We start from the raw sequence: 25,839 nt of genomic DNA, 5'->3' as shown, positions 1-25,839 counted from the left end.
GTGGCCCCTGCACCCTTGGGTTGGGCATCGATGTGGGCCATCTCGTCAGCGGTCAGCGGCAATTCCGGCACCCGCAGCACCGACCATACAATGGTCAGCAGCGACAGCGCCGCGCCGGCCCAGAACACGAAGCGCACGGTATAGGGGATGTTATGTTCATCGACCCAGTCCTGGTTCATGCCAAACCACACCAACAGCGACGGCGTGATAAAGGCCAGGCATTGCGCCAGCCCGGTGAAAGCGCTTTGGGTCAGAAAGCCAAGCTGGCGCTGATCGGGGTTGAGCCGGTCCGAGACATAGGCGCGGTACGGCTCCATGGTGATGTTGTTGCCGGCATCCAGTATCCACAGCACCGATACCGCCATGACGATCGAAGCGGACAACGGCATGAAAAACAGACCCAGAGCGCACAGCACGGCACCGATCAGAAAATAGGGGGTGCGGCGTCCGAACCGGCTTTTGGTACGGTCGCTCATCGCCCCGATGATCGGCTGGATGATTAGCCCGGTCAGCGGCCCGGCCAGTTGCAGCAGCGGCAGCTGCCCCTCGTCCGCACCAAGATATGAATAGATCGGGCTCATATTGCCCTGCTGCAGCCCGAAACTGAATTGCAGGCCCAGGAAGCCCAGGTTCATTTCGAGTATGCGCGCCAGCGATAGCTGGGGGCGGTGCGTGGACATCGTATTCTCCCCGATCCCTTTGAGGGACTTGCCCATACTGTCTCACAGCCCTCGGCACTTGGCAACAATCGATTGCAAGAAAAATGACAGTTGCTTTTGGCCGCGCGCGATTGCCCATGCACGTAATCTTATCCGGGTCGATCGTCGGGGGTGGAATGAAATCTGATGCTGCAGCCAAGTCCTTGTTGGGCGGGATCCGGGTGGTCGATCTGACCACGGTCGTGTTCGGCCCCTACTGCACCCAGACCCTGGCAGATCTGGGTGCAGATGTGATCAAGATCGAAACCCCGGGCACGGGCGATTCCTTCCGCTGGTCGGGCAAGCCGGCGCATACCCCGGGAATGGCGCCCGGCTTTATGGCGTTCAACCACGGCAAGCGTTCGCTCGCGCTCGACCTCAAACAACAGGATGACGCCGCCACGATCCGCAAGCTGCTGGCCAAGGCCGATCTGTTCGTGGTCAACGTGCGGGGCAAGGCGCTGGAACGGCTTGGCCTGGACTATGATGCTGTGCGCGCAATCAATCCCGCCATCGTCTATGTCCACTGCGTCGGCTTTGGTCAGGACGGTCCCTATGCCGATTTGCAAGCCTATGACGATGTCATCCAGGCCGCTTCCGGCACCGCCAGCCTGCTGCCGCATACCGATGGCAATCCCCGCCCGCGCTATTTCCCTTCGTTGATTGCGGACAAGGTCGCGGGCCTGCATGCCGCCTACGCCGCGATCGCCGCGCTGTTCCACCGCGAACGGACCGGCGAAGGGCAAAAGGTCGAAGTGCCAATGTTCGAGGCTTTCTCGCACTTCACGCTAAGCGAGCACCTTGCCGGACAGACTTTCGACCCGCCGCAAGGCCGGGCCGGCTATCGCCGCCAGCTTGATCCCGATCGCCAGCCGTTCCCCACCAGCGATGGCTATATCAGCATCGTCGCCTACACGACCGAGGCCTGGGACACGATCTTTGCGCTGCTGGAATCGCCCGATTTCATGGCCGATCCGCGCTTTGCCGGGCCAAAGGGGCGGTGGTCCAACCAGGCGCTGCTTTATCAGGAAATGGCGCGGCTAACCCCGCGCTTCACCACGGCAGAATTGCTGCGCCGCTGCGCCGCCCACCAGATCCCGGCGCAGGCCGTGCGTGACATCGGCGATATGCTGGATGATCCGCACCTGGGCGCGGTGGGCTTTTTCAACCGGCGCCAGCATCCCACCGAAGGCACAATGATCGAACTGGCCCCGCCCGTCCGCTTCAGCGCAGCGCCAAACACCCCGCCCCTTCCCGCCCCGCTGCTGGGTGAATGCGATGCGGCGGTGTGGGGCGATTAACTGACATTTTAAGGGACTGCACTGTCCAGCTTGAACGCAATTTGCCGGGTCAAAAATTAACAAACGCAACTTCGCATTTAACATCGATTGGTCAGCTGACGATTCGATTCCCGCTTGCCGTTACGCCATGCCGATCCCGCAGCGTTAACCATGTGATTTCACCGGGTGGTAAGATAACTTACTGATTTTCAGAGTTAAGAATTTCTGAACACAGCTTCGTTGACGGCGCAGGCCCTTATCGACATTTTCTAATCATCCCGTGGGGAACCAAGCGCGAAAGGACCGGTGCGAAAGTACTGGTTCGTAAAAACAACCAGGGTCGCGCCGGTTCCGATCAAGCCCCCTCACGGAATGCGATTGGCAGCCAGCGGCTGCACATCGATCGATTAACGTGATGCCATTCCCCAACCGGGAAGGCGATAATCAAGGGGTGATAACCATGACCAAGTTTGTACGTGATTTCGTTCGTGATGAAACCGGCGCTGCGGCTGCCGAATACGCACTGATCCTCGCCATCGTCGGCGCCGGCATTGCTGCCGCAGCCTTCCTGCTGGGCGGCAACGTCAGCAAGGCGATGACAAAGGCGGCGACGACCATCTGCACCAAGCAGACGAACGGCGGCGACGTCTGCTAACCTCAGCCTTCTTGGCAACGAATGCGCGCGGCCGATCCGATCGGCCGCGCGTTTTTGTTTGCTAATCGGCGCCTTGCGCAATGCGCCCGCCATTGCCCTGCCTGCCGTGTTTGCCTTTCAGATCATCCAGGCATTGCTGTGGCGATCATGCCACAATCGTCAGGATCAATCCGTTGGTATGCTTAATAAAGTATTGCCGTTTCAAGGGATGGCGCGCATTATGATTCGCATGTCGGGAGTTTTCAGGGTGTTGCAAACTCTCCACGTTTAACCATTGCAGTTTACGTTTTGGTAATGTAAGTTTTTGTGATTACAGGTTAAATATTTTCTGCCCTCAATTCGTTGACGCAGTGCGGCAATCGTTAGAGGGTTTGAGCATCCCCGTGGGGAACCAAGCGCGAAAGGACCGGTGCGAAAGTACTGGTTCCAGAACAGAAACAGGGTCGCGCCGGTTCCAATCAAGCCCCCCCACGGGTGATGGATCTTCGGCCATCCGGCCGGTGATCTTGATCAATGGCTCATCGCTTCCGCAAGTGAAGCGGAAGCGCATGAAGGGGTGAATACCATGACTAATTTTGTTCGTAATTTCGTTCGTGATGAAGCCGGCGCTGCGGCTGCTGAATATGCGCTGATCCTTGCCATCGTCGGTGCCGGCATTGCTGCCGCCGCCTTCCTGCTGGGCGGTAATGTCAGCAAGGCGATGACCAAGTCCGCTGAAACGGTTTGCACTCAGCAGACTAGCGGCGCTGCTGTCTGCTAAGACCTCGATTTGATGCCGTGACGGGGATGTTCTCCGTCACGGCTCATTTTTTACATCGGGGGATATCATGGGACAGCGCAATTTAATCGCCATCGGGGTAGCCGTCTTTCTTGGCTTGATCGCCGTTTATCTGGCGAACATCTATTTTTCTGCTCGTGAAACGCAGCAGGTCAAGATTGCCGAGGAAAACCGGATGGCGCGGATCGTTGTGGCCAGCCAGGAACTGGCGTTTGGCGCGGCACTCTCTGCGCAGAACGTTCGGCTGGTAAACTGGCCGGCCAGTTCCGTACCGGCCGGTGCCTTTACCTCGATCGAGGATGCGACCCGCAACCGCGTTGCGCTGCGCCCGATCGTTCCCAATGAACCCGTGCTTGCCTCCAAGGTTTCCGGCGCCGATGGGCGCGCTACGCTGTCGGCCAACCTGCCGCTGGGCCAGCTGGCCTATGCCATTCCGATCAGCGATGTTTCCGGCGTTGGCGGCTTTGTCCGTCCCGGCGATGTCGTCGATGTCATCCTTACCCGCCAGATCCCCGGCGAAGGCAATGTCAGCAACGACAAGATGACCGACGTCGTCCTTGAAGCCATCCCGGTCCTTGGGATCGATCAGGTGGCCGATGAAAAGAACACCCAGCCCGCCGTTGGCAAGACAGCAACGCTGCAGGTCGATACTTTTGGCGCCCAGAAGCTTGCCCTGGCCATGCAGTCCGGCACGATGAGCCTGGCGCTGCGCAATGTCGCCGATCAGGTGACCGGCGCGCGCAAGACCGTGACCCGCGCCGATCTGGGCGGCCGTTATTACATGCCTGCCCGCGGCGGCGGCGGCGGAACGCGCTATGCCAATGCTTCTTCTGCCGCGATCAGCGGTGCGGCCCGCCGCGTTGCATTGCCAGGCCCGTCGCTGGCCGGTGTGCCCGCAGCGCCCCGCCCGACTGGCCCGACCATGACCGTTGTGCGCGGCACGCGCGCTACCGAAGAGGAGTTCATCCGTGGCTACTGATCGCATCATGTGGCGCGCGGCATTCTCCGCAGCGGCGCTTCTATCGGCCACCGCGCTGTCTTGCGCAGTCGCCTTTCCCGCCGCAGCGCAATCGCGCCCGTCAATTCACGCCGGCACTCTTGAGGTGCCCCTCAATAAAAGCGAAGTGCTCAACGCCGATCGGCCTATCGCCAAGGCGATGATCGGCAATGACAAGGTTGCCGATATCCTGCCGATTTCCGACAGGTCGATCTATGTGCTGGGGAAGGCCATGGGGACGACCAGCCTGACGCTGTACGATGGCGCAGGCCGGGTCATATCGGTGATGGACGTGGCCGTTGGGCCGGATGTTGAATCGCTGACCCGCCAGATCAGCGAACTGGTGCCGGGTGAGAACATCAACGCCAAGATTTCAAACGAATCGGTAGTGCTGACCGGCATGGTCAACAACCCCGGCGCGATTGACCGCGCGGTGCAGCTGGCCAAATCCTATGCCGGGGACAAGGTGATCAACCTGATTTCGCTGGGATCAAGCCAGCAGGTCATGCTGGAAGTAAAGTTTGCCGAAGTCAGCCGTCAGGTTGGCAAGGAAATCGGCGTCGGCTTTGGCGCAGCGGACAGTGTCGGCAAGTTTACCGGCGTAATTGGCAAAGGCGCCAGCACAACCGCCGGCGCTCTTGCAACTGCGCCTTTGAACCTGTCGACGATTACCGATCAGTTCGGCGTGTTCCGCAACAATTTCTCGATCGGCGGGGTGGGCCTTTCAGCCTTCATCAACGGTCTGGAAAGCAAAGGCATGGCCAAGACCCTGGCCCAGCCGACGCTGCTGGCGCTGTCTGGTGAAAAAGCCTCATTTCTGGCCGGCGGAGAGTTTCCGATCCCGGTTGCCCAATCGGGCGGCGCAGGTGCTGGCGGCGGCAATCAGGCGATTACGGTCGAGTTCAAGCAATTTGGCGTCAGCCTTGGCTTTACGCCAACGGTGCTGGGCGACAAGACGATCAACCTGATTGTCGAACCTGAAGTCAGCGCGATCGATCCAGCCGCTTCCTTCACCGTTGGCAACATCACGGTTCCCGGCCTTCGTACGCGCCGTGCCAGCACCACGCTGGAACTTCGCGATGGGGAAAGCTTCGCTATTGCCGGACTGCTGTCGCGCGATTTCCAGACAACGGTCAATCAGGTGCCGCTGCTCGGCTCGATCCCGATCCTGGGGGCGCTGTTCCGCTCGACCAATTTCAAGAAGGGCGAAACCGAACTGCTGATCGTGGTCACACCGCATCTGGTAGCGCCGATCCGGCCCGACCAGGTTCGCTTGCCGACCGACCGGGTGAAAGACCCCAACGAACTGGAAACCTTCCTGATGGGCCAGCCCTATCACCCGCAGGCCTTGCCGCCCGCCGGACCCAGCAACCTTGACGCAGGCGGCAGCGCGGCGACAGCGCCGGCCGCTCCGTCGGCCAAGGCGGGCGAACTGCCGCCCGCAGCGGACCAGCCCAAGAAGGACAGCGACTATGCGTATTAAGCCAGGGCTCTTTCTGATTGCCGGCGCGCTTGCGCTGGCAGGTTGCGCCGAAGGCAGCCTGAATAGCGCCCGCGTCGACAACTGGGGCGAAGCCAACCGTCAGACGATGGCGGCGCAGATCATCGATCCCGCGCCCCAGTACGATACCGCCAACCCCATCACCAGCGGCGATCACGCTGCCGATGCGATCGAACGGTACAACAAGGACCAGGTCAAAAAGCCTGACAAGGTCCGCACGACCACTGTCGGCAACGGCGGCGGCGGCGGTTCTGGCGGCGGCGGAAACTAGGGGCTTATTGGAGCCAGGATCATGGCAAAGCGGCGGATCATTTCCTTCCTCAACGACCAGCGAGGCGCGGTTGCTGCAACCTATGCCATGGCGCTGGTCGGACTAGTGGTGATCGGCGGTGTCGGGTTCGATTACGGCCGCCTGATGGCCATGGATTCCGAACTGCAGAACGGCGCCGATCAGGCCGCGCTGGCCGGCGCGACGCAGCTTGACGGCAAGTCCGGGGCCTGCTCGCGGGCGGCAGCAGCGGCCATTGGCCTCGTCACAAACAAGACCTTGCTGGCCAACGACAGCAACACGATCTCGGTCGCCAACGAGACTGCCTGCGATGCCACCGGCTCTGTACGTTTCTGGCAGGACAAATTGGCCACTACCGCCGCCACTGGCGATGCCAACGCCAAGTTCATCGAACTCGACGTCGATGTGCGCACGGTGCGCTATGCCTTTACACCGCTCACCAGCCTGCTGGTTGGCACTCTCAAGGCAGGAGCCATGGCCGGGCTGGGTTCATCGGTCTGCAAAGTCCCGCCAGTGTTCATGTGCAATCCTGCCGAAACGGCCACCAACCTCGGTCCGGATTTCGACACCACATCACTGATCGGTCACGGCATAAAGCTGTTGGCAGGCTCGCCCACCGCACCTGGCAATTTCGGGTTCCTTGATTCAAATGGCGGCAACGCAACTTCGGACCTGGCGAAAATGCTCGGCTACGATCAGGTTCCGTTCGATTGCGTGGCAGCCGACCAAGTCGGCTTGAACCCTGGCCAGAAGGAAGTCGTATTCAACGCGTTCAATACGCGCTTTGATATCGATACCAATGGCGCAAATACGTGCCCGGGAAGCGGAACCTGCAGTGCAGCATTGAACAGCCGCAAAGACCTGATCCGGAAGAACCAATGCGGCACCACCGGCAACAACGGCTGGCAAGAGGCGAACACTCCTTATCGTCCGACCTCGGCAACTGCCGAGATGACTTCGGGCTATCCTGATATAATGGGGCATCCTCGGGACATGTGTCATGCCGTCTCATTTGACGGCTCATGCAGCTATACGTCCGGCTCGACGACCACGAACGCTTCACCTATCGGCGATGGCAGCTGGGACAGAAACGCGTACTTCAAGGTCAACTACGGCCTCGATCCATCGCAATGGCAATCGCTGACCGGCCTTGGCAGCACAGCGTCGCGCTATGCGGTATACCAGTGGGAGAAAGCGAATACATCCTATCTGGCTTCGCAGTCGGTAGCCTCGCCCAACGGCGGCTTTGCGGCCTATTCACAGCCAGTCTGCCGTACCCCGCAAAGCAGTTCCGATCCTGACCGGCGACGCTTCGTGATGGCTGTGGTCAATTGCCTGTCTCAGGCAACCAAGATCGCCGGAAACGGCAAGGTCGACATTTTGAAATGGGTCGATGTGTTTTTGGTTGAACCCGCATTCAATCGAGGGAACGGCGCCAGCAAGCGCACAACCGATGACCAGGTTTATGTCGAGGTGATCGGCGGTTCGACTCTGGGTGGGGGCGGCTCGATTGCAGCGCAGACAATTCGGCGCGACGTGCCGTATCTGGTGCATTGACCATGATACCGCGCCTTTCTTTCCTGCGCGATCGAAGCGGTACTGCAGCGGCCGAGATGGCGTTGGTTCTGCCGCTCCTGCTGGCCCTGACCTTCATGATGTTTGAGGGCGCCTATTACATCTGGAACGAACACAAGGTGGTAATGGGCGTGCGCGATGCTGCCCGGTTTGCCGGACGGCAGGACTTCATCAACTACACCTGCCCCAGCACGATCAACACCACCAAGCTCGCCGAAATAAAGAACATCACGCGTACCGGGCAAATTTCGGGTGGAAACTCGCGCATCAGCGGGTGGACTGACGGTGACGTCACCGTGTCACTGACCTGTGCAACCGGACAAGGCGGCCTGTATGGGGCAGTCAGCGGCAACGCGCCACGGGTCAAGATTTCCGCCAACGTGCTGTATCCTTCGCTGATCGGCACAACCCTGGGGTTCAGTACGGCAATGCGCATGGGCGCCGTCGCCGAAAGCCCGGTGATGGGACTATGAAAACTCTCCGCACCTTCTTGCGCGACACGACCGGCGGCGGAGCGGCAGAGTTTTCGTTGGTGCTGCCGCTGATGGTGCTATTCCTGTTTGGAATCATCGATGCCGGGCGGTTCGCCTGGGATATGAACCAGGTTGCAAAGGCCGTACAAGTCGGCGCCCGGCGGGCTGTTGTCACGGATACCATCCCGGCTGGCTTGCGAACCTATAGTTTCGCAGTTTCCGGCGGCATCACGCAAGGAACCATCGTTCCTTCAGGATCCTTCCCCGGTATTTTCTGCACGGGCACGTCATCCGCTACGACTTGCACGTGGAAGGGCGGAACGGCTCCTTCAGGTTTTGCGCTCGCGCCCACAAACAGTACGCGGCCATTTCAGGACCTGGTCGAGCGGATGCAACAGATCGACCCAGACATCAGCTATGCCAATGTTCGTGTCGATTACGACTATTCAGGTATCGGCTTTTCCGGGGACCCCAATGGGCCCGATGTAGCCCCGCTAACCAAGGTTACGGTGCAGAACCTTCAGTTCCGCCCGCTAACGACATTCATCTTTCCAGCCGCGGGGATCACGTTCCCCAACATTTCCTATTCGCTGACGATGGAGGACGGCAGCGGGTCGGTTTCAAGTTAAGGACCAGACATGGGTACCCAGGAATATACGCAGTTCAGTCGAAAGGAGTCCGGTGTGTTGACGTGCGCTAACGTGCTTATCGTTGCGTCGCCTGCACATGCCGGTGCGATTGACTGGAACGAAAGCAGCGATGCCCTGCCCGGCCTGGTCGTCCTTCCGTGCGAAAACACCGCTGCAGTGCCGCTCGATGCGGCCAGCGTGGCTTCGCTGATCGTGTTGGAAATTGATCCGCACAACCGCCGTTCGATGGACCGGCTGGGTGAACTGAAGCGCAAGCTGCCCAATCTCCCGGTCGTCGCCGCGCTGCCCGATGCGTCGGTTGCCCTGGTGCGCATGCTGGTACGCGAAGGGGTCGACGATGTCGTTTCGCTACCCTTTAAGTTCGAAGAGCTGCTTGAAACCGCTGCCGATGTCATGGCCCAGCACAAGAGCCGGCGCCATGGCGCCGTGCGGCTGGCGCCCATGTTTGCCGTCGTTCGCTCGATCGGGGGCTGCGGCGCTACGTCCATTGCCACTCATCTTGCCGCTGCGCTGGGGGAACGCGACACCAGCGGACGCGGCGTGGCGATCATCGACCTTGACCTGCAATTCGGCGCTGTGGCTGACTACACGGCGGCGACCGGACGCGGTTCCATCGCCGACCTGATGGCAGCGGATGAACGGCTGGACGAGGAGCTGGTTCGATCTGTTGCGCGCACTGGGGCGGATAATGTCCATGTCTTTGCCGCCCCAGATGCGATCATGCCTTTGGAATCGGTCGATACGGATCGAATGCTCCGCCTGATCGAAGTCATTCGCCACCAGTACAGTTATGTTGTTCTCGACCTGCCCGCCAACTGGACCAACTGGTCGCTTTCCGCCCTCACAGCCGCCAGCCAGGTGCTGATGGTCGTCGAACTTTCGGTTGGCAGCTTGCGCCAGGCTCGCCGCCGGCTTGACCTGTTCAGTTCGGTCGGAATCGAAGGTGATGATGTTCAGCTGGTCGTCAACCGGTCCGAGCGCCGCATGTTCAGGACCATCGACGTCGGCGATGCGACCGAGACGCTGGGCCGTCCGGTGCTGGGCAGCGTCAGCCTGGACGAACCAACCGTGAGCACCGCCCAGGATCAGGGTCTTCTGGTACACCAGATCAGCCGCAAGTCCCGTTTTCAGGTCGACGTTCGCGCCATTGCTGAAACGCTGGCCGCCCGCTTTGCGCCGGGAGGCCTGGCATGAGCATCTGGCAGGTCAAGCGCGCTCCATCGCTGGGCGATGAAGCAGCCGAGATGGCGCAAGCCGCTTCGTCGCCGGCCACCCTGCCCGATGTCGTTCCACCGCGCCGCGGCGGCGAAGATCCGCGCCTGCTCGACCTGAAGGTTCGGGTTCATCGCCAGTTGCTTGAAAAGATCAATCTCTCGGCGCTGGACAAGATGCCGCGCGACCGGATTGAAATTGAAATCAGCCAGGTCGTGGCCGAACTGCTGGATAGCGGCGGCGAAGTTCTCAACAAGGCAGAACGCTCACGCCTGGTTGAGAACGTGCTGGACGAACTGCTCGGCCTCGGTCCGCTTGAGCCGCTTTTGCAGGATGAAACGATCAACGACATCCTGGTCAACGGGCACGATACGGTGTTCGTCGAACGCTTCGGGGTGCTGGAACGTGTTGCCACGCGTTTCCAGGATGAAAAGCACTTGTTGCGCATCATCCAGAAGATCGTCAGCGCTGTAGGCCGCCGGGTGGACGAAAGCTCGCCCTTCGTCGATGCACGCCTTGCTGACGGCAGCCGCGTAAACGCAATCGTCGCCCCGCTGGCGATCGATGGATCGCTGCTTTCGATCCGCAAGTTCTCAAAAAAGCCGATCTCGATGGAGAAGATGATCGAGTTCGGATCGATGCCTGCCCAGGTCGCGCCGATCCTTGAAGCCATCGTGAACTCGCGCCTCAACATCATCATTTCGGGCGGCACCGGTTCGGGCAAGACCACTCTGCTGAACGCCCTGTCGAGCTATATCGATGAGCGCGAGCGCATCGTTACTATCGAGGATTCCGCCGAACTCCAGCTGCAACAGGAACACGTAGCCCGCCTGGAAACACGGCCTTCCAACATCGAAGGTCGCGGCGAAGTCAACCAGCGTGACCTCGTCAAGAACGCGCTGCGCATGCGTCCTGACCGGATCATTTTGGGCGAGTGCCGCGGCGGCGAAGCCTTCGACATGCTTCAGGCCATGAATACCGGCCACGACGGATCCATGACTACGATCCACGCCAACACCCCGCGCGACGCGATGAGCCGCATCGAACAGATGATCGGCATGTCGGGGATCGAAGTGTCCGCGCGTTCAGCGCGCGCGCAGATCGCCTCGGCAATCAACGTGGTAATTCAAATCGGCCGCCTAAGTGACGGCAAACGCAAGATGATGAGCCTGTCGGAATTGACCGGCATGGAAGGTGAAACGATCACCATGCAGGAAATCTGGCGTTTCAAGATGACCGGCCGCGACGGCCAGGGCAATGTTCTCGGTCACTTCGAGGCTACCGGCATTCGGCCCAAGTTTATGGCTCACCTTGAAGCACACGGCATCTCACTCGATCCGATCCTGTTTCGTCCCGGCGCGAAGTTGGGCGCATGACCGGCCTGTTCATCCGCCTTTTTGTGCTGGTCGCGGTATTCGCGTCGATTTTTCTGCTGTCGCAATTCGTGCTTGGCTTTGTACTGGGCCGCCGCGCCGAAACCAAGGCTATCAACCGGCGTCTGCAACTGCTGCGTTCGGGATTAAGCAGCGATGAAGTGTCTTCTATCCTGCGCAAGGACCTTATCGAGCGTCCGGGCGATAATGCCGGCCCGATCGAACGGCTTTATTACAAGTTTCAGCGGCTGGTCCGCATGGGGGCCGTGCGCGCTGATCCGCGCAGCGTCCTTGGCATATGCACGGTTGCCTTCGCCGGACTTGCCAGCCTGATCCTGTTCCTGACCTGGTCGGCGGGGATGGCGATAACTGCTGGCGTCATTCAGCTGGTGCTGGGGATCAGCGGGGCTATCGCCTTCGGGATTCCAATAATGGTCATCAGCCGCATGGCCGAAAAGCGCCGCAAGCGCATGCAAGAGCAATTCCCCGTCTCGCTCGACATATTTGTTCGCGCGCTGCGCGCCGGGCATCCGGTGGCGTCGGCAATCGACTTGTTGACCAAGGAAATGGAAGACCCGTTGGGCAGCGAAATGGGACTGGTTTCGGATGAGGTATCCTACGGTGCGAACCTGACCGACGCCCTGTCAGCCCTCGCTGAACGCTGGGATCTTGATGACATCCGCATGTTCGTGGTGTCACTGTCGCTGCAAAGCGAAACCGGCGGCAACCTTGCGGAAATCCTTGGCAACCTGGCCGCAGTGATCCGCGACCGGGCCAGCATGTACATGAAAGTGCGCGCGCTCAGTTCTGAAGGCCGGATGAGCGGCTGGATGTTGACCGTGCTGCCGGTCTTCACATTGGTTTCGATGTTTCTGGTCAATGCACGGTTCTATCTTGAAGTCGCCACCGACCCGATCTTCGTCTGGGGCTTCGGCATCTTGCTACTGATGTATTTCTTCGGTGTGTGGATGATCCGCCGCATGATCGACCTGAAGGTTTAGCAGAATGCTCGATCTGATCGCATCCACCCCCTCGATCCGCGTCTCCGTCCTGCTTGTGGTTTTCGCGTTGGTTGTGCTGGGCATATGGACCTTGGTGAATCTTGCTACCAAGCGCATGGCTGTGCGGGGCGAACTGCGCGACATCCACGGCTCCGGAACGACATTCGTCAACAGCGAAACTCTGACAGCGCGCAACGATTCGGCATGGATCCGCCTTGTTGACCGTATCGAAAAAGCCGGTCTCGACCTGTCCGACACCAAGAGCGACGATCTGGTCGAACGGCTGCGTGCTGCGGGTTATACTTCACCTGTTGCGCCAAGACTTTACACCCTGCTGCGATTGGTCCTCGTCATCGCGCTGCCGACTCTGCTGGTTCTGTTTTCGCTGTGGAGCGGACGCGAACTATCTTACCTGAAACTCTACATCTTCGGGTCGATCTTTGCGGCGATGGGACTTTTCATCCCCGCCCTTTATGTTCGCGCCAAGGCTGATCGCCGGCGCGAAGAAATTGTGAACGGCTTTCCCGATTGCCTTGACCTGATGCTGGTCTGTGTCGAAGCGGGGCTCGGCCTTGAAGCAGCACTTGACCGGGTGGCCAAGGAAATGATCAACAGCCACCCGCTGGTTTCGGGCATGCTGGCCACGGCGACGCTTCGCTTGCGCGCTGGCGCCAGCCGAGAGGAGGCACTGCGGCGCCTGGCGGATGAGGCCGGGGTGGACGAAATCCGCTCGTTCTCGACGCTGCTCATTCAGTCGGACAAGCTTGGCACGTCGATCGCTACCACGCTGCGGGTCTATGCATCCGAAATGCGCGAACGACGGCGCATGCGGGCCGAAGAAAAAGCCCACCGTCTTCCCGTGCTCATCTCCATTCCGCTTGTTGTCTTTATGCTGCCGGTGATGATCGGCACATTGATGCTGCCGGCGGCCATTCGCGTTGTTCGTCAACTGCTTCCTGCCTTGAACGGAGGGTAACATGACTGTGAACCTGAAACCTGTTGTCACATTGGCGCTGCTCAGCCTTGTTTTGCCGGGCTGCAGCGCGCTGTTCGGCAAAAACAAGCTGACCAGCCAGACCGGCACCGAGGAGCAGATCCAGGTCGCGGCCGAAGCGGCTCCGGTCAAGGTCGCCGTGATGACCGATGCGGGCCGAAAGGCGCTTGATCATGGCAACGCCGGCATGGCGATTGAAGCATTCACCCGCGCTGTGACAAGCGGTGAGGCTCCGGCACCGGCGCTCAACGGCCTGGGCGTTGCCTACGCCCGGATCGGCCGTTTTGACCTTGCCCAACGGTACTTTCAACGCGCTGCGCAGATAGATCCGGACGAAATGCGCTACCAGTCCAATTTGTCGCGGCTGATGCGCTCGCCCCTGTTTGCAAAGCGCCATCAGGCGGATGAGGCCAATGCCATGCTGGCGCGAGCAGAAGAACAGCAAGCCGCCGCTGCAAAGACCCGTCAGGCTGCTGCACCTGGTCAGTTGCAGCGGGTCGGCGCCAACCAGTTCTATATCAAGACTGCCGCGCCCACGCCCGGCGCAGGTCCGGTCCGCACGGCAATGGTCATCACGCGCGCCAAAACCAAGCCGGTGATCGAAGCCAGAACAATCGAAGCGGCCTTTGATGCGACCGTCGGTACAGGCGCGCCCGCGGCGGTTGAGGAAAAGGCCAAGACCCGCACCATTTTCTTCAAACCGGGTTAGGCCATGAAGCGTTGAATAGAGGTCACAGAGGGCAGACCCTCGGGACGCCTTTGCCATGAGTGTCGTTGAAGCCCTCTTCAGCGGCACTCTGGCATTGGCATGTATTGCAGGCATGGTGTCCGACGCCCGCCGCAGGATGATCCCCAACTTACTTTGCGGGCCAATGCTGCTGCTAGGCCTGGTGTACGGTTTTTGGCAGGCGGGCCTGACTGGGCTTGGTTGGCATGCCGCGCACGCCGCTGTCGCACTGGTCATCGGTATGACCTTGTTTGCGATCCGCTGGTTTGGCGGAGGTGACGGCAAGTTCTATGCCGCGTGCGCAGCCTGGTTTCCGCTGCAGAAGGGTTTTGTGCTGGGAGGTCTGATCGCGATAGCCGGTCTGGCGCTCGTCTTCGTCTGGTTCATCTGGCAAAAACTTCAGGGCAAGCCCACTTTCACGCTTCGGCAGGGAAAATCGGCGCAGCTGCCCTTTGGCATCGCCCTGGGAATGGGCACGATAGCCACTTACGCCCTGCAATACTGACGCGCTGCATTCGATTGCGGCATGGTTGTCGCCCGGTCCTGCACGTGCGATCAGCGCGCGACATAAGGTAAGGGGTAATGGCGATGACGCAGCAGCTGATCGGCGCGATTGAAGCAGGTGGCACAAAGTTTGTCGCCGCGCTTGCCGATGAAACCGGTTCGATTCTGGCCCGTACCCGCATCGCTACCCGCACGCCGCAGGAATGCTTTCCCGAACTGACGGAGTTTTTTCGGGCCGCAGCGGCCGATCATGGCCCGATAGCGGCGTTTGGCGTAGCCAGTTTCGGGCCAATCGACATTGATCCGCTATCACCCACCTACGGCACGTTCACCACGACGCCAAAGCCCGGCTGGTCCGGGGCACGGTTTCACGACGTGCTCGGCTCGTTCGGCGCACCGGTCGTGGTCGATACCGACGTCAGCGGCGCAGCGTTGGGCGAATGGCTGGCAGGTGCCGGACAGGGTTGCACCACGCTGGCCTACACGACGGTCGGGACTGGCATCGGGACGGGCGTATTACGGGCAGGAAAGTCTCTGATGGGCTTTTCACACTATGAAGCCGGACATATACCGGTCCCGCGTGACGCTGCGGTTGATAGCTTTGGCGGTCATTGTCCCTTTCACCGAGATTGCCTGGAAGGGCTGGCCAGTGGGCCAGCGATCATCGCCCGTTGGGGAAAAAGCCTGAGTGAACTGGACGATCCGGCGGCAATTGACCTGATTGCTGACTATATCGCCGTTCTCGCCGCCAACCTCATCCTGCTGCACATGCCTGACCGTTTGATTTTTGGCGGGGGAGTCATGAAAAGCCCGGCCCTGCTTGCTGCGGTTCGACGCAAAACCGAAACCAGGATTGCGGGGTATATCAAGGCGCCGCAGCTCGACGCTGGGTTAGAGCGTTATATCGCCGCGCCTGCACTGGGCGACGATGCCGGGATCACCGGGGCGATTGCCCTGGGAAGATCGGCGCTGGCCTGACCGATCGACAGCCTTCGTTCGCAGGTGCAGCAGCAATGGTTGACACTTACGGCACCCCGCCCCATCACTCAACCGCGCTGTTGCTGCAAGGCACCGGCGATGCCTTGCACTGAAAGCCGATGACCAAACCGAGCCAGCCGCCAGCCCGTATCCGCAACATTGCCGAGCTGGCCCGCATGGCCGGTGTTTCGGCAGGAACGGTGTCGCGTGCCTTGGCGAACAAGAGCCTCGTCAACAAGGAAACGCGGGAACGGATCCAGGCTTTGGCACGCGAACATGGCTTTCGCCCGAACCAGATGGCGCGGCGCCTGCGCGTTCAGGAAACGAAGGTCATCGGCGTAGTCGTGCCTCTTGGTCATGAAAAGCGCCAACACCTGTCTGATCCCTTCTTCATGACGATTTTGGGCCATCTGGCCGACGCGCTGACGGAAAACGGCTACGACATCATGCTCAGCCGCGTGATCCCAGATGCCGAAGACTGGCTGGAACGCATTGTCGATTCCGGTATGCTGGACGGAGTTTTACTGATCGGCCAGTCTAACGAGTTCGATGCAATCGAACGGGTAGCAGACTATTATCGTCCGATGGTAGTGTGGGGCAGCAACAAGCCGGGCCAGAAGCAATGCACTGTGGGCGTTGATAACCGTGCCGGCGGGCGTCTGGCGGGCGAGATTCTGGTTGGCCGAGGGTGCCGGAACATCGTCTTTCTGGGTGATACCGGTCCGATCGAATTCAACGAGCGTTTTCAAGGGGTGAAAGAGGCCTGTCTGGCAGCCGGGGTCGATGCACCAAAAATACTGCCCGTCCACATCGCGGCGGACGATATGGCCGACGACATCGCCACTCACCTCGCAAAAGTTGCAGGAACGGTTGATGGTGTGGCCGCCGTATCTGACCTTGTAGCGATGCATACCGTTCGGGTGCTTGCCGATCGCGGAATCTTGGTGCCCGATCAGGTGGCGGTCACCGGTTTTGATGATCTGCCCTTTGCGGAACAGACCGTGCCACGACTGACGACCGTCAGCCAGCATGTGGCCAAGGGCGCTCGCGCCATGGTTGACGCACTGTTTGCCCGCATCGCCGGCAACGATGCCCCAAGCGTGATCATGCAACCCGAGACGATACGCCGCGATACCGCCTGAAGTCCCTGCATGACTGCGGCTTCAACCGCCTGATTGGTTTCGTCTGCAACTAGTGCTAGGGCCGGAAGATCCCCTGTGTCGGAGTTCCGCTTGCCCGCTTTGCCTGATCGCACCTCCCTTCGTCTGGCCTACCGGATGGACGAGGAAGCCTGCATTGCCGAGCGCTTGCGCCAGGCCGCGAAATCCCTTGCCGCACATCGTGCAGCTCAACGCATAGCTGCGCAACTGGTCGAAGGTGCTCGGGCGCACAAGGCCAGCGGGCTGGACGCGTTTCTGCAAACGTACGGGCTTGGCACGGACGAAGGCATCGCGCTTATGTGCCTGGCCGAAGCGCTGCTGCGCGTGCCCGATGCCGCCACCGCCGACGCGTTGATCCATGACAAGCTTTCCGGGATCGACTGGGGCGATCATCTGGGCTCAAGCGGGTCAACCTTCGTCAACGCTGCAACATTTTCGTTGATGCTGACCGGGCAGGTGCTCGACCAGCGGCGCGAAGCGGCGGGCGGCTTGGGCGCCACGCTTAAGCGAGCGGTAGGCCGCCTAGGCGAGCCGGTGATCCGCCAGGCTACATTGCAAGCAATGAAGATCCTAGGCGGCCAGTTCGTGTTCGGCCGGACTATTGAAGAGGCGCTTGAACGCGCTGCGCCCGAGCGCAAGCTTGGCCTGACACACAGTTTCGACATGCTCGGCGAAGCGGCAATGACCTTTTCAGACGCGCAGAAATATCTGCAGTCTTACCACGGCGCGCTGGACGCTATCGCCGCCGAGGCCGGCGCCGGCGTCGTCCGCTCGCCGGGGATTTCGGTCAAGCTGTCCGCACTTTATCCACGCTATGATTTTTTCCATGCTGAAGCCGCGCGGGCCGCGCTAGTGCCAATGCTGAAAGACCTGGCCTTGAAGGCACGTGATGCCGATGTACATTTCACCATTGACGCGGAAGAAGCTGAGCGGCTTGAACTTTCGCTGGACATCATCGAGACGCTCGTCGCCGATGAGGAACTGTTCGCCGGCGGCTGGCAAGGCTTTGGTCTGGCATTGCAGGCCTATTCCAAGCGCGCCGTGCCATTGGTCGATTGGGTGGCGGCGCTGGGCCGCCGGTATGGCCGCCGGATCATGGTCCGGCTGGTCAAGGGCGCCTATTGGGACAGCGAAATAAAGTTGAGTCAGGTCGGCGGGCACAGCGACTATCCGGTGTTCACCCGCAAGGTCGCGACCGACGTGTCCTATCTGGCATGCGCTGCTAAAATGCTTGCCGCCCCCGATGCCATCTATTCCGCTTTCGCTACGCACAACGCGTACACTATCGGCGCGATCAAGGCATTGGCTGGCGATGCCCCGTTCGAATTCCAGCGGCTTCACGGCATGGGCGAAGATGTCTATGCCGAATTGGCTCGCTATGAGGCTGGTCGCGGCGAGCAGCGCACCCCAGTGCGTATCTACGCGCCAGTTGGCGGGCATAAGGAATTGTTGGCCTATCTTGTCAGGCGACTGTTGGAAAACGGGGCCAACAGCAGCTTTGTCAACCGCATGGCCGATGCCGAGGTTGCTGTTTCCGAATTGGTTGGTGATCCTGTGACCGAACTCACCGGGCTGCAGCCGCGCCGCAATCCGGCGATACCCTTGCCGCGCGATATTTTTGCGGGGCGTGTCAACAGCGCGGGAATTGATCTTGCCGATCCGCTGGTGCGCAATCCGCTGACGGATGTGCTTGCCGAACTAGCCAAGGTAGACAGCTGGGTGGCCGAACCAACGCGAGTTAGCAGAACCTGCACTAGACTTGAGGTCAGTGCGGAGAGGGCGATTTGTTCGCCCACAGATGGCACTTTAATCGGCCAGAGCCATGACGCTACCGCCGAAGAAATCAACCAGGCCATCGCCGCTGCCGTAAACGCACAGACAGCTTGGGATGCGCTTGGCGGAGCGGCGCGTGCCGATCTGCTGGAACGCGTAGCCGATCTGTACGAAGACAACCGCGACCTGTTCCTTTCGATCTGTCAGCGTGAGGCGGGCAAGACACTGGTTGACGCGGTGCTAGAATTGCGTGAGGCGGTCGACTTCCTGCGATACTACGCTGCCGAAGCGCGCCGCCTGTTCACACCAGAGGGAGAAGCACTGCCGGGCCCGACGGGCGAAAGCAACCGGCTGACCCTGCATGGGCGCGGATTATTTGTAGCAATCAGCCCGTGGAACTTCCCGTTGGCCATTTTTACCGGACTGGTTGCCGGCCCCTTGGCTGCGGGTAATACGGTTCTGGCCAAACCGGCCGAGCAGACTCCGTTGATTGCCGGCTATGCCATCGACCTGTTCCATAAGGCCGGCGTGCCTGCAGCAGTGGTCCAGCTCATGCCTGGCGACGGCAGTGTTGCCGCGATGTTGACCGCTGACGAGCGAATTGCCGGGGTCACTTTCACCGGGTCGACTGAAACGGCACGCGCAATCAACCGCACCCTGGCGGGGCGCGAGGGATCATTGGCGCAGTTCATTGCGGAAACCGGCGGCCAGAATGCGATGATTGTCGACAGCTCGGCCTTGCCCGAGCAGGTCACCCGTGACGTGATGGCAAGCGCATTTCAGAGCGCGGGACAGCGCTGTTCCGCCTTGCGCGTATTGTATTTGCAAGACGATATTGCGGAACAGATGGTCAAAATGATCCGCGGCGCATTCGAGGCGCTGGTGATCGGCGATCCGTCCAGCTTGGCTACTGACATAGGCCCGGTTATCGATGCAGCGGCCAAGCTGGCGCTCGAAAGCCATTTGGCCGCGATGAGGGCAGCCGGCCGAATGGTGTGGCAACGCGACCTTCCGTCGGAATGCGCAGGCGGCAGGTTCGTTGCCCCGGCTATCATCGAGATCGATACAATCTCTGATCTGACTAACGAACACTTCGGTCCGATACTTCATATCGTGCGCTTTGCCGCAGAGGAACTGGATGCCGTAATCGACGCGATCAACGCTACCGGCTTCGGTCTTACACTGGGCCTGCACAGCCGGATTGATGCGACCCGGCAGCGGGTTCAGGGCCGGGCCCGGGTTGGGAACTTCTATGTCAACCGCAACCAGATCGGCGCAGTGGTGGGCAGCCAGCCGTTTGGCGGGGAAGGCCTGTCGGGCACCGGACCCAAGGCTGGCGGACCGCACTATGTTGCGCGCTTTGCGACCGAGCGCGTTACCTGCATCGATACGACGGCCGCAGGCGGCAATGCCAGCCTGATGGCAGGCGGTTTGGACTGATCGCGATCGCTGCTTGCCCTTCTTAATCGCACGGTTAAAATGGCCGCGAGGAGAGCGGCATGGATCAGGCTACTTACACGCGGCTGTTGGCGAAGGCTCAGCTCACGCGGGATTTGTTTACCTTCGATGATTTCCTTATCTATTGGGCAAAAGACCGGCCCGACCGCGTTGCGCTGGAAGGCGATGATTTTACCCTTACCTACGCGCAGCTGGAAGAAGCTACCGCGCGGGTGGCTACGGCGCTGCTGGGCATGGGCCTTAAAAAAGGCGATCGGATCGCCTGGTTCGGCAAGAACAGCGCAACATATTTCACGCTGTTTTACGGCGCGGCGCGGGCCGGCATTGTCATGGTACCGATCGGCTGGCGGCTGGCAGAACCCGAAGCCGCCTTCATCATCGACAACGCCGAGGCGCAGGCGCTGTTTCTGGGCGACGGTTTTGAAGCCTGCGCCAAGACCCTTGGCACGCGTCCCGGCTTGCAGCATTGTTTTACTGCCGACCAGACCCGCAGCTTCATCCTGAGCGGGCCGCGCAGCCATTTTGAGCCTTCAGGCCCAGATGAAGCAATCCTTCAGCTGTACACGTCCGGCACCACCGGAAATCCCAAAGGCGCGGTGCTGTCCAACCGCAACCTGTTCGGCCTGCGCAAGGCTGGAATGGATAACCCTGCACCCTACAGCCTGTGGGACGAGGACGAGGCCGTGCTTGTTGCCATGCCCTGCGCACATATCGGCGGCACCGGACTAGGCATCGTGGCACTTGCTGCCGGCCTGCCCGGCGTGATCCTGACCGAATTTGATCCGGTCCGGGTCTTTGATGCGGTCCAGAACCGCGGCGTCACGCGCTTTTTCATCGTGCCCGCCGCGCTGCAGATGCTGCTCAACCATCCGGACTGCGCGGCAACCGATTTCAGCCGGGTAAAATACATCATGTACGGCGCCAGCCCGATCCCGCTGGAACTGCTGCGCCAGTGCATTGCCATGTTCGGGGCAGAGTTTGTGCAGAATTACGGCATGACCGAAACCACAGGCACGATCTGCGTGTTGCCACCCGAAGATCACACGGTAGAGGGGAACCCCCGGATGCGTTCAGCCGGTAAGCCGCTGCCGGGGGTTGAGCTGATCATCCGTGGGGCCGACGGCAAGGAAGTGGCGACAGGCGCAATTGGCGAGATCGTCACCCGGTCATCGTCCAACATGCTTGGTTACTGGAAACTGCCCGAAGCGACAGCCAGCACGATGGACGCCGAAGGCTGGGTCGCGACAGGTGACGTCGGCTACAAGGACGAAGACGGCTACGTGTACATGTATGACCGGGCCAAGGACATGATCATTACCGGCGGCGAAAACGTTTATCCGGCCGAGGTCGAAAGCGGCATCTACGGCCACCCAGACGTTTTGGAGGTCGCTGTCATCGGCGTGCCCGACGAGAAATGGGGCGAAGCAGTTAAAGCGGTCTGCGTGCCAAAGCCCGGCGCGTTGATCGACGCGGATTCAGTGATCAACTGGGCGCGCGAGCGTCTGGCCGGGTTCAAAGTTCCCAAGAGCGTCGACGTGATCGATGCCTTGCCCCGCAACCCCAGCGGCAAGATCTTGCGCCGCAGCTTGCGCGAACCCTATTGGGAGGGGCGCGAACGCCAGATCAACTAATGTCCCTTGCGTAGGAGCAATGCCATGTCCGACCCCCTTCCCGGCGCGCAGGCGCACATTGACGCCGCGCTGAAGCTGTGTGCGACGATAGATGACATTCCCGCCGATACGCCGATTATCCCGATCGATCGGGTCGGCGTTATCGGGGCCGGCACGATGGGCGGCGGGATAGCAATGAACTTTCTGTCGGCCGGCATTCCGGTCGTGATGGTTGAGCGCGAACGGGCCGCGCTTGACCGCGGCGTGGCTCTGATGAGCAAAAATTACGAAGCCAGCGTCAAGCGCGGTCGGATCGAGCCTGCGGTGGCAACGGCAGCAATGGCGGCGTTGACGCCCTCACTCGATTTCGAAGCACTGTCTGAATGCGACCTCGTGATAGAGGCGGTCTACGAAGCGATGGAGGTCAAGAAGGAGGTGTTCGGCCGGCTGGACACCGTATTAAAACCGGGCGCAATCCTGGCCAGCAATACCAGCTACCTCAACGTTGACGAGATTGCCGCCGCAACCGGACGGCCCGAAGCCGTGCTGGGCATGCATTTCTTCTCACCCGCCAACATCATGAAATTGCTGGAAGTGGTACGAGGCACGAAAACAGGAGCAAGCCAGCTGGCAACGGTGATGCAACTGGCCGGCAAGATCCGCAAGGTGCCGGTGGTATCGGGCGTGTGCCACGGCTTTATCGGCAACAGGATGCTGGCACGGCGCCAGGAACAGGCCAATGCACTGCTGATGGAAGGTGCGGCATATGATGCAATCGATCAGGTTCTGCTTGAATTCGGTTTCCCGATGGGGCCGTTCCAGATGGGAGACCTGGCAGGCCTGGATATCGGCTGGCACCGCGACCCTTCGAAAGTGACTACGGTCCGCGAAGCACTATGCGCTGCGGGGCGATGGGGCCAGAAGACCGGCAAAGGCTTTTACGATTACGATGCCGACCGCAAGCGCACCCCGTCCGCCGAGGTCACATCGATGATCGCCGAGTTCGCCAGCAAGGAAGGCGTAGCCCAGCGCGAAGTCGGCACAGCAGAGATCTTTGCCCGACTGATCTATCCAATGATTTCCGAAGGCGCGCTGATACTTGATGAGGGCATAGCGCAGCGCGCGAGCGACATCGATCTTGTTTGGCTAAACGGTTACGGCTGGCCAGCCTGGACTGGCGGACCGATGTTTTGGGCCGATCGAGAAGGCTTGGACAAGATTTCAACTGGGCTGGAAAATTACAACCTGCCAGTTGCACCCCTGCTTGCCCGATTGGCCAGAGAGGGCGGGCGTTTTACCGTCTGATCCGCCCTTAACGCGGGCGCGGAATGCACTGGTCTCGCGGTACAGCGGCAAACCAGTCGCATCCGTAAAGCGTAATCTCCGCCCCTGAAGGATCGCGCGCATAGCTGAACTGCAATGCCTTGCGGGACGCAGGCGGGAGGGGGAACGTAGCCGGTATCGCAGAACCTTCGGTCCAGCCTAGCACCTTGCACGTCGGTGTAGTCCCGCACAACTTGCGGGCATTGGCCACTGTCTGCGCGGCATCGCGATTGGCTATTAGCAGGAAGTTGCCGCGTCCGCTGGGATCGCGCGCAGCTACCTGTCCGCTCGAAATTTTGGGGGTATTGGCCGGGAGAGGCGCGAAGGTAGCGAACGGAACCACCTCGGCGCTTGTCGCTTCGCCTTGCTGTAACGCCAAATCCGGTTCTCCGCCGCGATAGCCGATACGCATCGCATCAGGCGTTCCCCAGTATCCAGGCCAGCGGAAAAAAAGGTGTGTGTCGACCTGCGTGAGCTTGATGAGCTTCGGGCTCCAGTACGGATATACCCAATCCGTGTGATAATGCGTGGCATTGCCGACTGGCGCAAACACCTGCCCGGTCAAAGCCAAGGTCGCGCGCGTGCGCGCTGCGTCCCACGCCTGCGCACCGTACTGCCGTGCGAGCGATCCATCGCAGGTGAAGCTGAACTGGCACCCGGTTTCGCGCTGAGATCCTTCGAACACCACCCCGCAGACCGTCTTGGCAAAGGCGGGGTGACGTACGCGGTTTAGAATGACCTGGATCACTGCACGCTGGCCGGCATCCGAAGGGCCAGCTTCGGCCATGGCAGCCAGTGCCAGACATTCTCGAGCGCGCGTAAAATCGCTTCCGGCTACAGCCATACGGAAGGGCGCAGCCGGGGCGACCTTTGCGGAGAAAAAAGGATCGGCAGCGTTGCGCGCGCGCGCATCACCGGGGGGCAAGGTAGTTGCAGTTACGAGGACCGGCGCTTCCCCGGGAAGGCCCGGCAGGGCGCTTATTGGCGTTGCTTTGGTTGTCGTTTGCAAGTCGGGTGCACCTGACAGTGATAGTGCCAGCACGGTAGCGATTGCAATTACCATGCAAAGGATCAAGGCAACGACTGTCGCGAGCTTTGCTTGCGCGCGGGACATGACGGGACGAGACCTTTCTGGTTAGGATGCGTTCCCGCAACAATGGGGGGTCAGGTGAAGCCCGCTAAATAGTCGCCAGCAATCTAACGGACAAGATGCGCCGTCTTTCAGCGCGGCGAACGCCCAAACGTTCCCAGACCCCGATCGGTTCCGCAGAGACGATCCCAAAATCGAAAGTAGAGGCCGTAATTGCCATCATACCGTTGGTGATGCCCTTGGTGATGGCTTGCGGTGATAACCCAGGCACCCAAGGGACCCTTGACCAGGCCATGCGGAAACATTTCCCAGCCCATATGATTGGTCACGCCCATTACCGTCATCAATAACAACAGAAGCCCAACCACCCCGATATGGAGCGGCAATACAAAAACGAGCAGTGGGACGAAAAACGCCATCGTAAGGGCTTCGGTCGGGTGAAAGCTCATAGCGGCCCAGGCTGTTGGTGGACGGCTGGCATGGTGGACGGCATGCATCCGCTTGAACAGCGATGGCTGGTGCATCAACCTGTGGGTCCAATAGAACCACGTATCCTGAAGCAGCAGGGCGATGGCTAAGCTGAGCGGGAGCCACCAAAGCGGATAAGCATCTGCTTCAGTGTAGATCAGGGTGGCACCCTTTTCGCGCCATGCCCAGGCTGTCAGACCAGCGGGCATTCCGTAGATGGCAGCGCTGATGATCGACCAGCGGATCTCTGCTTTTATTTGCCTGGCCAGTCCCTGGTGCAGACTTGGCCTGCGACGCGTGCCAAGAAAGGCAAATGCACCGCTGACCGCCCCATAACGTGCAGCCACTATAACACACATCGCAATCATCGCGACCAATGGTCCGTTGATTGAAAAAGGCGAAACCTGCGTCATAAACATTGCTTATCAGGGCAAACACACTGGCGACAAGACTGGAACAGTCTGCTCCCCAAGATGAACCATGCTTGCAGGCAACAAAAAACCCCGCCGAAGCGAGGTTCTTGTGGTTGCGGGGGTAGGATTTGAACCTACGACCTTCAGGTTATGAGCCTGACGAGCTACCGGGCTGCTCCACCCCGCGTCACCAAGCGCCGAAGTAAGGCGCATTTGTTCAGGCACAAGCCCTAAGACACAAAAAGGGCCGAAGACGGCCCTTTAAGGTAGGGCAAATGCCCTGACATGTGAATGGGTTTTCCGTACCCGCCGGCTTCAATGCCTGGCGACGTCCTACTCTTCCAACGCTTGAGCGGTAGTACCATCGGCGCTGTCAGGTTTCACGGCCGAGTTCGAGATGGGATCGGGTGGGTCACTGACGCTATGGCCACCAAGCAATAAAGCAGGCGGATACGGGTTTTAATCGATGCACTGTAGTGCGTTCTTAAGGCGCGATCTGGCTGAGAACCGTCCACATATCGCAGACAGCAAAACTGTCATTGATGGTGGAATTCTCAAGCATGATCAGAGTTATTAGGACCGGTTAGCTCCACACATTACTGCGCTTCCACATCCGGCCTATCAACGTCGTGGTCTACGACGACTCGAAGATACCTAATCTTGAGGGAGGCTTCCCGCTTAGATGCTTTCAGCGGTTATCCCGTCCATGCATAGCTACCCTGCTGCGCTCCTGGCGGAACGACAGGTACACCAGAGGCATGTTCACCCCGGTCCTCTCGTACTAGGGGCAACTCCTCTCAAGTATCGACGCCCACGGCAGATAGGGACCAAACTGTCTCGCGACGTTCTGAACCCAGCT

Annotated in this window: 22 protein-coding genes, 1 tRNA gene, 2 rRNA genes and 1 pseudogene; 20 read left to right on the top strand and 6 right to left on the bottom strand. The window is 60.2% G+C overall.

The window, feature by feature from the left end; translation table 11 throughout:
• Positions 1-680 (bottom strand): MFS transporter (locus tag Q0L62_RS10785; protein ID WP_296679662.1); only part of this gene is annotated, 680 nt, incomplete at its 3' end.
• Between the two features lie 155 nt (positions 681-835).
• On the opposite strand from Q0L62_RS10785, the gene Q0L62_RS10780 reads away from it, so the two are divergent.
• From Q0L62_RS10780 to Q0L62_RS10685, 20 genes and pseudogenes are all read left to right on the top strand, one after another.
• A complete protein-coding gene (locus Q0L62_RS10780) occupies positions 836-1,999 on the top strand; it encodes a CoA transferase (RefSeq protein ID WP_296679660.1) in 1,164 nt (387 codons plus the stop codon).
• 439 nt (positions 2,000-2,438) lie between these two features.
• Complete coding sequence (locus Q0L62_RS10775) at positions 2,439-2,633, top strand: Flp family type IVb pilin (protein ID WP_296679658.1); 195 nt, start codon at positions 2,439-2,441, stop codon at positions 2,631-2,633.
• Positions 2,634-3,198: 565 nt separating this feature from the next.
• A complete protein-coding gene (locus tag Q0L62_RS10770; RefSeq protein WP_296679656.1) occupies positions 3,199-3,393 on the top strand; it encodes a Flp family type IVb pilin in 195 nt (64 codons plus the stop codon).
• Positions 3,394-3,460: 67 nt separating this feature from the next.
• The gene (gene cpaB, locus Q0L62_RS10765) at positions 3,461-4,390 is read left to right on the top strand and encodes a Flp pilus assembly protein CpaB (RefSeq protein WP_296679655.1); all 930 of its coding nucleotides are present in this window, start codon (positions 3,461-3,463) and stop codon (positions 4,388-4,390) included.
• Complete coding sequence (locus tag Q0L62_RS10760; RefSeq protein WP_296679651.1) at positions 4,380-5,891, top strand: type II and III secretion system protein family protein; 1,512 nt, start codon at positions 4,380-4,382, stop codon at positions 5,889-5,891. The genes cpaB and Q0L62_RS10760 overlap by 11 nt, the downstream gene beginning before the upstream one ends.
• A complete protein-coding gene (locus Q0L62_RS10755) occupies positions 5,881-6,180 on the top strand; it encodes a hypothetical protein (RefSeq protein ID WP_296679650.1) in 300 nt (99 codons plus the stop codon). Before Q0L62_RS10760 ends, Q0L62_RS10755 begins: the two co-directional genes overlap by 11 nt.
• A 21-nt stretch (positions 6,181-6,201) precedes the next feature.
• A complete protein-coding gene (locus tag Q0L62_RS10750; RefSeq protein WP_296679648.1) occupies positions 6,202-7,755 on the top strand; it encodes a TadE/TadG family type IV pilus assembly protein in 1,554 nt (517 codons plus the stop codon).
• Between the two features lie 2 nt (positions 7,756-7,757).
• Positions 7,758-8,246, top strand: coding sequence for a TadE/TadG family type IV pilus assembly protein (locus Q0L62_RS10745; RefSeq protein ID WP_296679646.1), 489 nt, complete (start codon positions 7,758-7,760; stop codon positions 8,244-8,246).
• Positions 8,243-8,875, top strand: coding sequence for a TadE/TadG family type IV pilus assembly protein (locus Q0L62_RS10740; RefSeq protein WP_296679644.1), 633 nt, complete (start codon positions 8,243-8,245; stop codon positions 8,873-8,875). The genes Q0L62_RS10745 and Q0L62_RS10740 overlap by 4 nt, the downstream gene beginning before the upstream one ends.
• Positions 8,876-8,932: 57 nt before the next feature.
• Complete coding sequence (locus Q0L62_RS10735) at positions 8,933-10,090, top strand: AAA family ATPase (protein WP_296679642.1); 1,158 nt, start codon at positions 8,933-8,935, stop codon at positions 10,088-10,090.
• A 2-nt stretch (positions 10,091-10,092) separates the two neighbouring features.
• Positions 10,093-11,484 (top strand): CpaF family protein, encoded by a 1,392-nt coding sequence (locus tag Q0L62_RS10730; protein ID WP_367183286.1) that lies wholly within the window; start codon positions 10,093-10,095, stop codon positions 11,482-11,484.
• Positions 11,481-12,482, top strand: a complete 1,002-nt coding sequence (locus tag Q0L62_RS10725; protein WP_296679638.1) for a type II secretion system F family protein — start codon at positions 11,481-11,483, stop codon at positions 12,480-12,482. The genes Q0L62_RS10730 and Q0L62_RS10725 overlap by 4 nt, the downstream gene beginning before the upstream one ends.
• 4 nt (positions 12,483-12,486) lie before the next feature.
• On the top strand, positions 12,487-13,458 hold the full coding sequence (locus Q0L62_RS10720) for a type II secretion system F family protein (protein ID WP_296679636.1): 972 nt from the start codon (positions 12,487-12,489) through the stop codon (positions 13,456-13,458).
• Position 13,459: 1 nt separating this feature from the next.
• Positions 13,460-14,185 carry a tetratricopeptide repeat protein gene (locus tag Q0L62_RS10715; protein WP_296679633.1) on the top strand — a complete coding sequence of 242 codons (726 nt, stop codon included), beginning with the start codon at positions 13,460-13,462 and terminating at the stop codon, positions 14,183-14,185.
• Positions 14,186-14,240: 55 nt separating this feature from the next.
• The gene (locus Q0L62_RS10710) at positions 14,241-14,708 is read left to right on the top strand and encodes a prepilin peptidase (RefSeq protein WP_296679630.1); all 468 of its coding nucleotides are present in this window, start codon (positions 14,241-14,243) and stop codon (positions 14,706-14,708) included.
• An 83-nt stretch (positions 14,709-14,791) separates the two neighbouring features.
• Positions 14,792-15,685 carry an ROK family protein gene (locus Q0L62_RS10705; protein WP_296679628.1) on the top strand — a complete coding sequence of 298 codons (894 nt, stop codon included), beginning with the start codon at positions 14,792-14,794 and terminating at the stop codon, positions 15,683-15,685.
• 119 nt (positions 15,686-15,804) lie between these two features.
• The gene (locus Q0L62_RS10700; RefSeq protein ID WP_296679626.1) at positions 15,805-16,827 is read left to right on the top strand and encodes a LacI family DNA-binding transcriptional regulator; all 1,023 of its coding nucleotides are present in this window, start codon (positions 15,805-15,807) and stop codon (positions 16,825-16,827) included.
• Between the two features lie 75 nt (positions 16,828-16,902).
• Positions 16,903-20,058, top strand: coding sequence for a bifunctional proline dehydrogenase/L-glutamate gamma-semialdehyde dehydrogenase PutA (putA, locus tag Q0L62_RS10695; RefSeq protein WP_296679625.1), 3,156 nt, complete (start codon positions 16,903-16,905; stop codon positions 20,056-20,058).
• A 59-nt stretch (positions 20,059-20,117) separates the two neighbouring features.
• On the top strand, positions 20,118-21,707 hold the full coding sequence (locus tag Q0L62_RS10690; protein ID WP_296679623.1) for a fatty acid--CoA ligase: 1,590 nt from the start codon (positions 20,118-20,120) through the stop codon (positions 21,705-21,707).
• A gap of 87 nt (positions 21,708-21,794) precedes the next feature.
• A pseudogene (locus Q0L62_RS10685) lies at positions 21,795-22,991 on the top strand (3-hydroxyacyl-CoA dehydrogenase NAD-binding domain-containing protein); the annotation flags it as partial.
• Between the two features lie 7 nt (positions 22,992-22,998).
• Here the strand turns inward: Q0L62_RS10685 and Q0L62_RS10680 are convergent.
• From Q0L62_RS10680 to Q0L62_RS10660, 5 genes are all read right to left on the bottom strand, one after another.
• Positions 22,999-23,853: a cell wall hydrolase gene (locus Q0L62_RS10680; protein WP_296679620.1), complete on the bottom strand. Its 855-nt coding sequence runs from the start codon at positions 23,851-23,853 to the stop codon at positions 22,999-23,001.
• A 377-nt stretch (positions 23,854-24,230) separates the two neighbouring features.
• On the bottom strand, positions 24,231-24,980 hold the full coding sequence (locus Q0L62_RS10675; protein ID WP_296679619.1) for a sterol desaturase family protein: 750 nt from the start codon (positions 24,978-24,980) through the stop codon (positions 24,231-24,233).
• Positions 24,981-25,090: 110 nt separating this feature from the next.
• Positions 25,091-25,167, bottom strand: a tRNA-Met gene (locus tag Q0L62_RS10670).
• Between the two features lie 133 nt (positions 25,168-25,300).
• A 5S ribosomal RNA gene (rrf, locus tag Q0L62_RS10665) occupies positions 25,301-25,415 on the bottom strand.
• A gap of 119 nt (positions 25,416-25,534) precedes the next feature.
• Positions 25,535-25,839 (bottom strand): 23S ribosomal RNA (locus Q0L62_RS10660); the annotation flags it as partial.

It is taken from the genome of Novosphingobium sp. (assembly GCF_024642085.1).
In the GTDB taxonomy this organism is placed as follows: domain Bacteria; phylum Pseudomonadota; class Alphaproteobacteria; order Sphingomonadales; family Sphingomonadaceae; genus Novosphingobium.
The sequence above is the reverse complement of the archived record's forward strand: the minus strand, read 5'-3'. Positions and strand labels throughout refer to the sequence as shown.

Coding starts and splice junctions, on each gene's coding strand:
- Q0L62_RS10705 (WP_296679628.1), top strand. CDS start 14,792: ATGACGCAGCAGCTGATCGGCGCGATTGAAGCAGGTGGCACAAAGTTT.
- Q0L62_RS10710 (WP_296679630.1), top strand. CDS start 14,241: ATGAGTGTCGTTGAAGCCCTCTTCAGCGGCACTCTGGCATTGGCATGT.
- Q0L62_RS10680 (WP_296679620.1), bottom strand. CDS start 23,853: ATGGCTGTAGCCGGAAGCGATTTTACGCGCGCTCGAGAATGTCTGGCA.
- Q0L62_RS10780 (WP_296679660.1), top strand. CDS start 836: ATGAAATCTGATGCTGCAGCCAAGTCCTTGTTGGGCGGGATCCGGGTG.
- Q0L62_RS10715 (WP_296679633.1), top strand. CDS start 13,460: ATGACTGTGAACCTGAAACCTGTTGTCACATTGGCGCTGCTCAGCCTT.
- Q0L62_RS10745 (WP_296679646.1), top strand. CDS start 7,758: ATGATACCGCGCCTTTCTTTCCTGCGCGATCGAAGCGGTACTGCAGCG.
- Q0L62_RS10775 (WP_296679658.1), top strand. CDS start 2,439: ATGACCAAGTTTGTACGTGATTTCGTTCGTGATGAAACCGGCGCTGCG.
- Q0L62_RS10740 (WP_296679644.1), top strand. CDS start 8,243: ATGAAAACTCTCCGCACCTTCTTGCGCGACACGACCGGCGGCGGAGCG.
- Q0L62_RS10725 (WP_296679638.1), top strand. CDS start 11,481: ATGACCGGCCTGTTCATCCGCCTTTTTGTGCTGGTCGCGGTATTCGCG.
- Q0L62_RS10700 (WP_296679626.1), top strand. CDS start 15,805: ATGACCAAACCGAGCCAGCCGCCAGCCCGTATCCGCAACATTGCCGAG.
- Q0L62_RS10770 (WP_296679656.1), top strand. CDS start 3,199: ATGACTAATTTTGTTCGTAATTTCGTTCGTGATGAAGCCGGCGCTGCG.
- Q0L62_RS10690 (WP_296679623.1), top strand. CDS start 20,118: ATGGATCAGGCTACTTACACGCGGCTGTTGGCGAAGGCTCAGCTCACG.
- Q0L62_RS10675 (WP_296679619.1), bottom strand. CDS start 24,980: ATGACGCAGGTTTCGCCTTTTTCAATCAACGGACCATTGGTCGCGATG.
- Q0L62_RS10720 (WP_296679636.1), top strand. CDS start 12,487: ATGCTCGATCTGATCGCATCCACCCCCTCGATCCGCGTCTCCGTCCTG.
- Q0L62_RS10750 (WP_296679648.1), top strand. CDS start 6,202: ATGGCAAAGCGGCGGATCATTTCCTTCCTCAACGACCAGCGAGGCGCG.
- cpaB (WP_296679655.1), top strand. CDS start 3,461: ATGGGACAGCGCAATTTAATCGCCATCGGGGTAGCCGTCTTTCTTGGC.
- Q0L62_RS10755 (WP_296679650.1), top strand. CDS start 5,881: ATGCGTATTAAGCCAGGGCTCTTTCTGATTGCCGGCGCGCTTGCGCTG.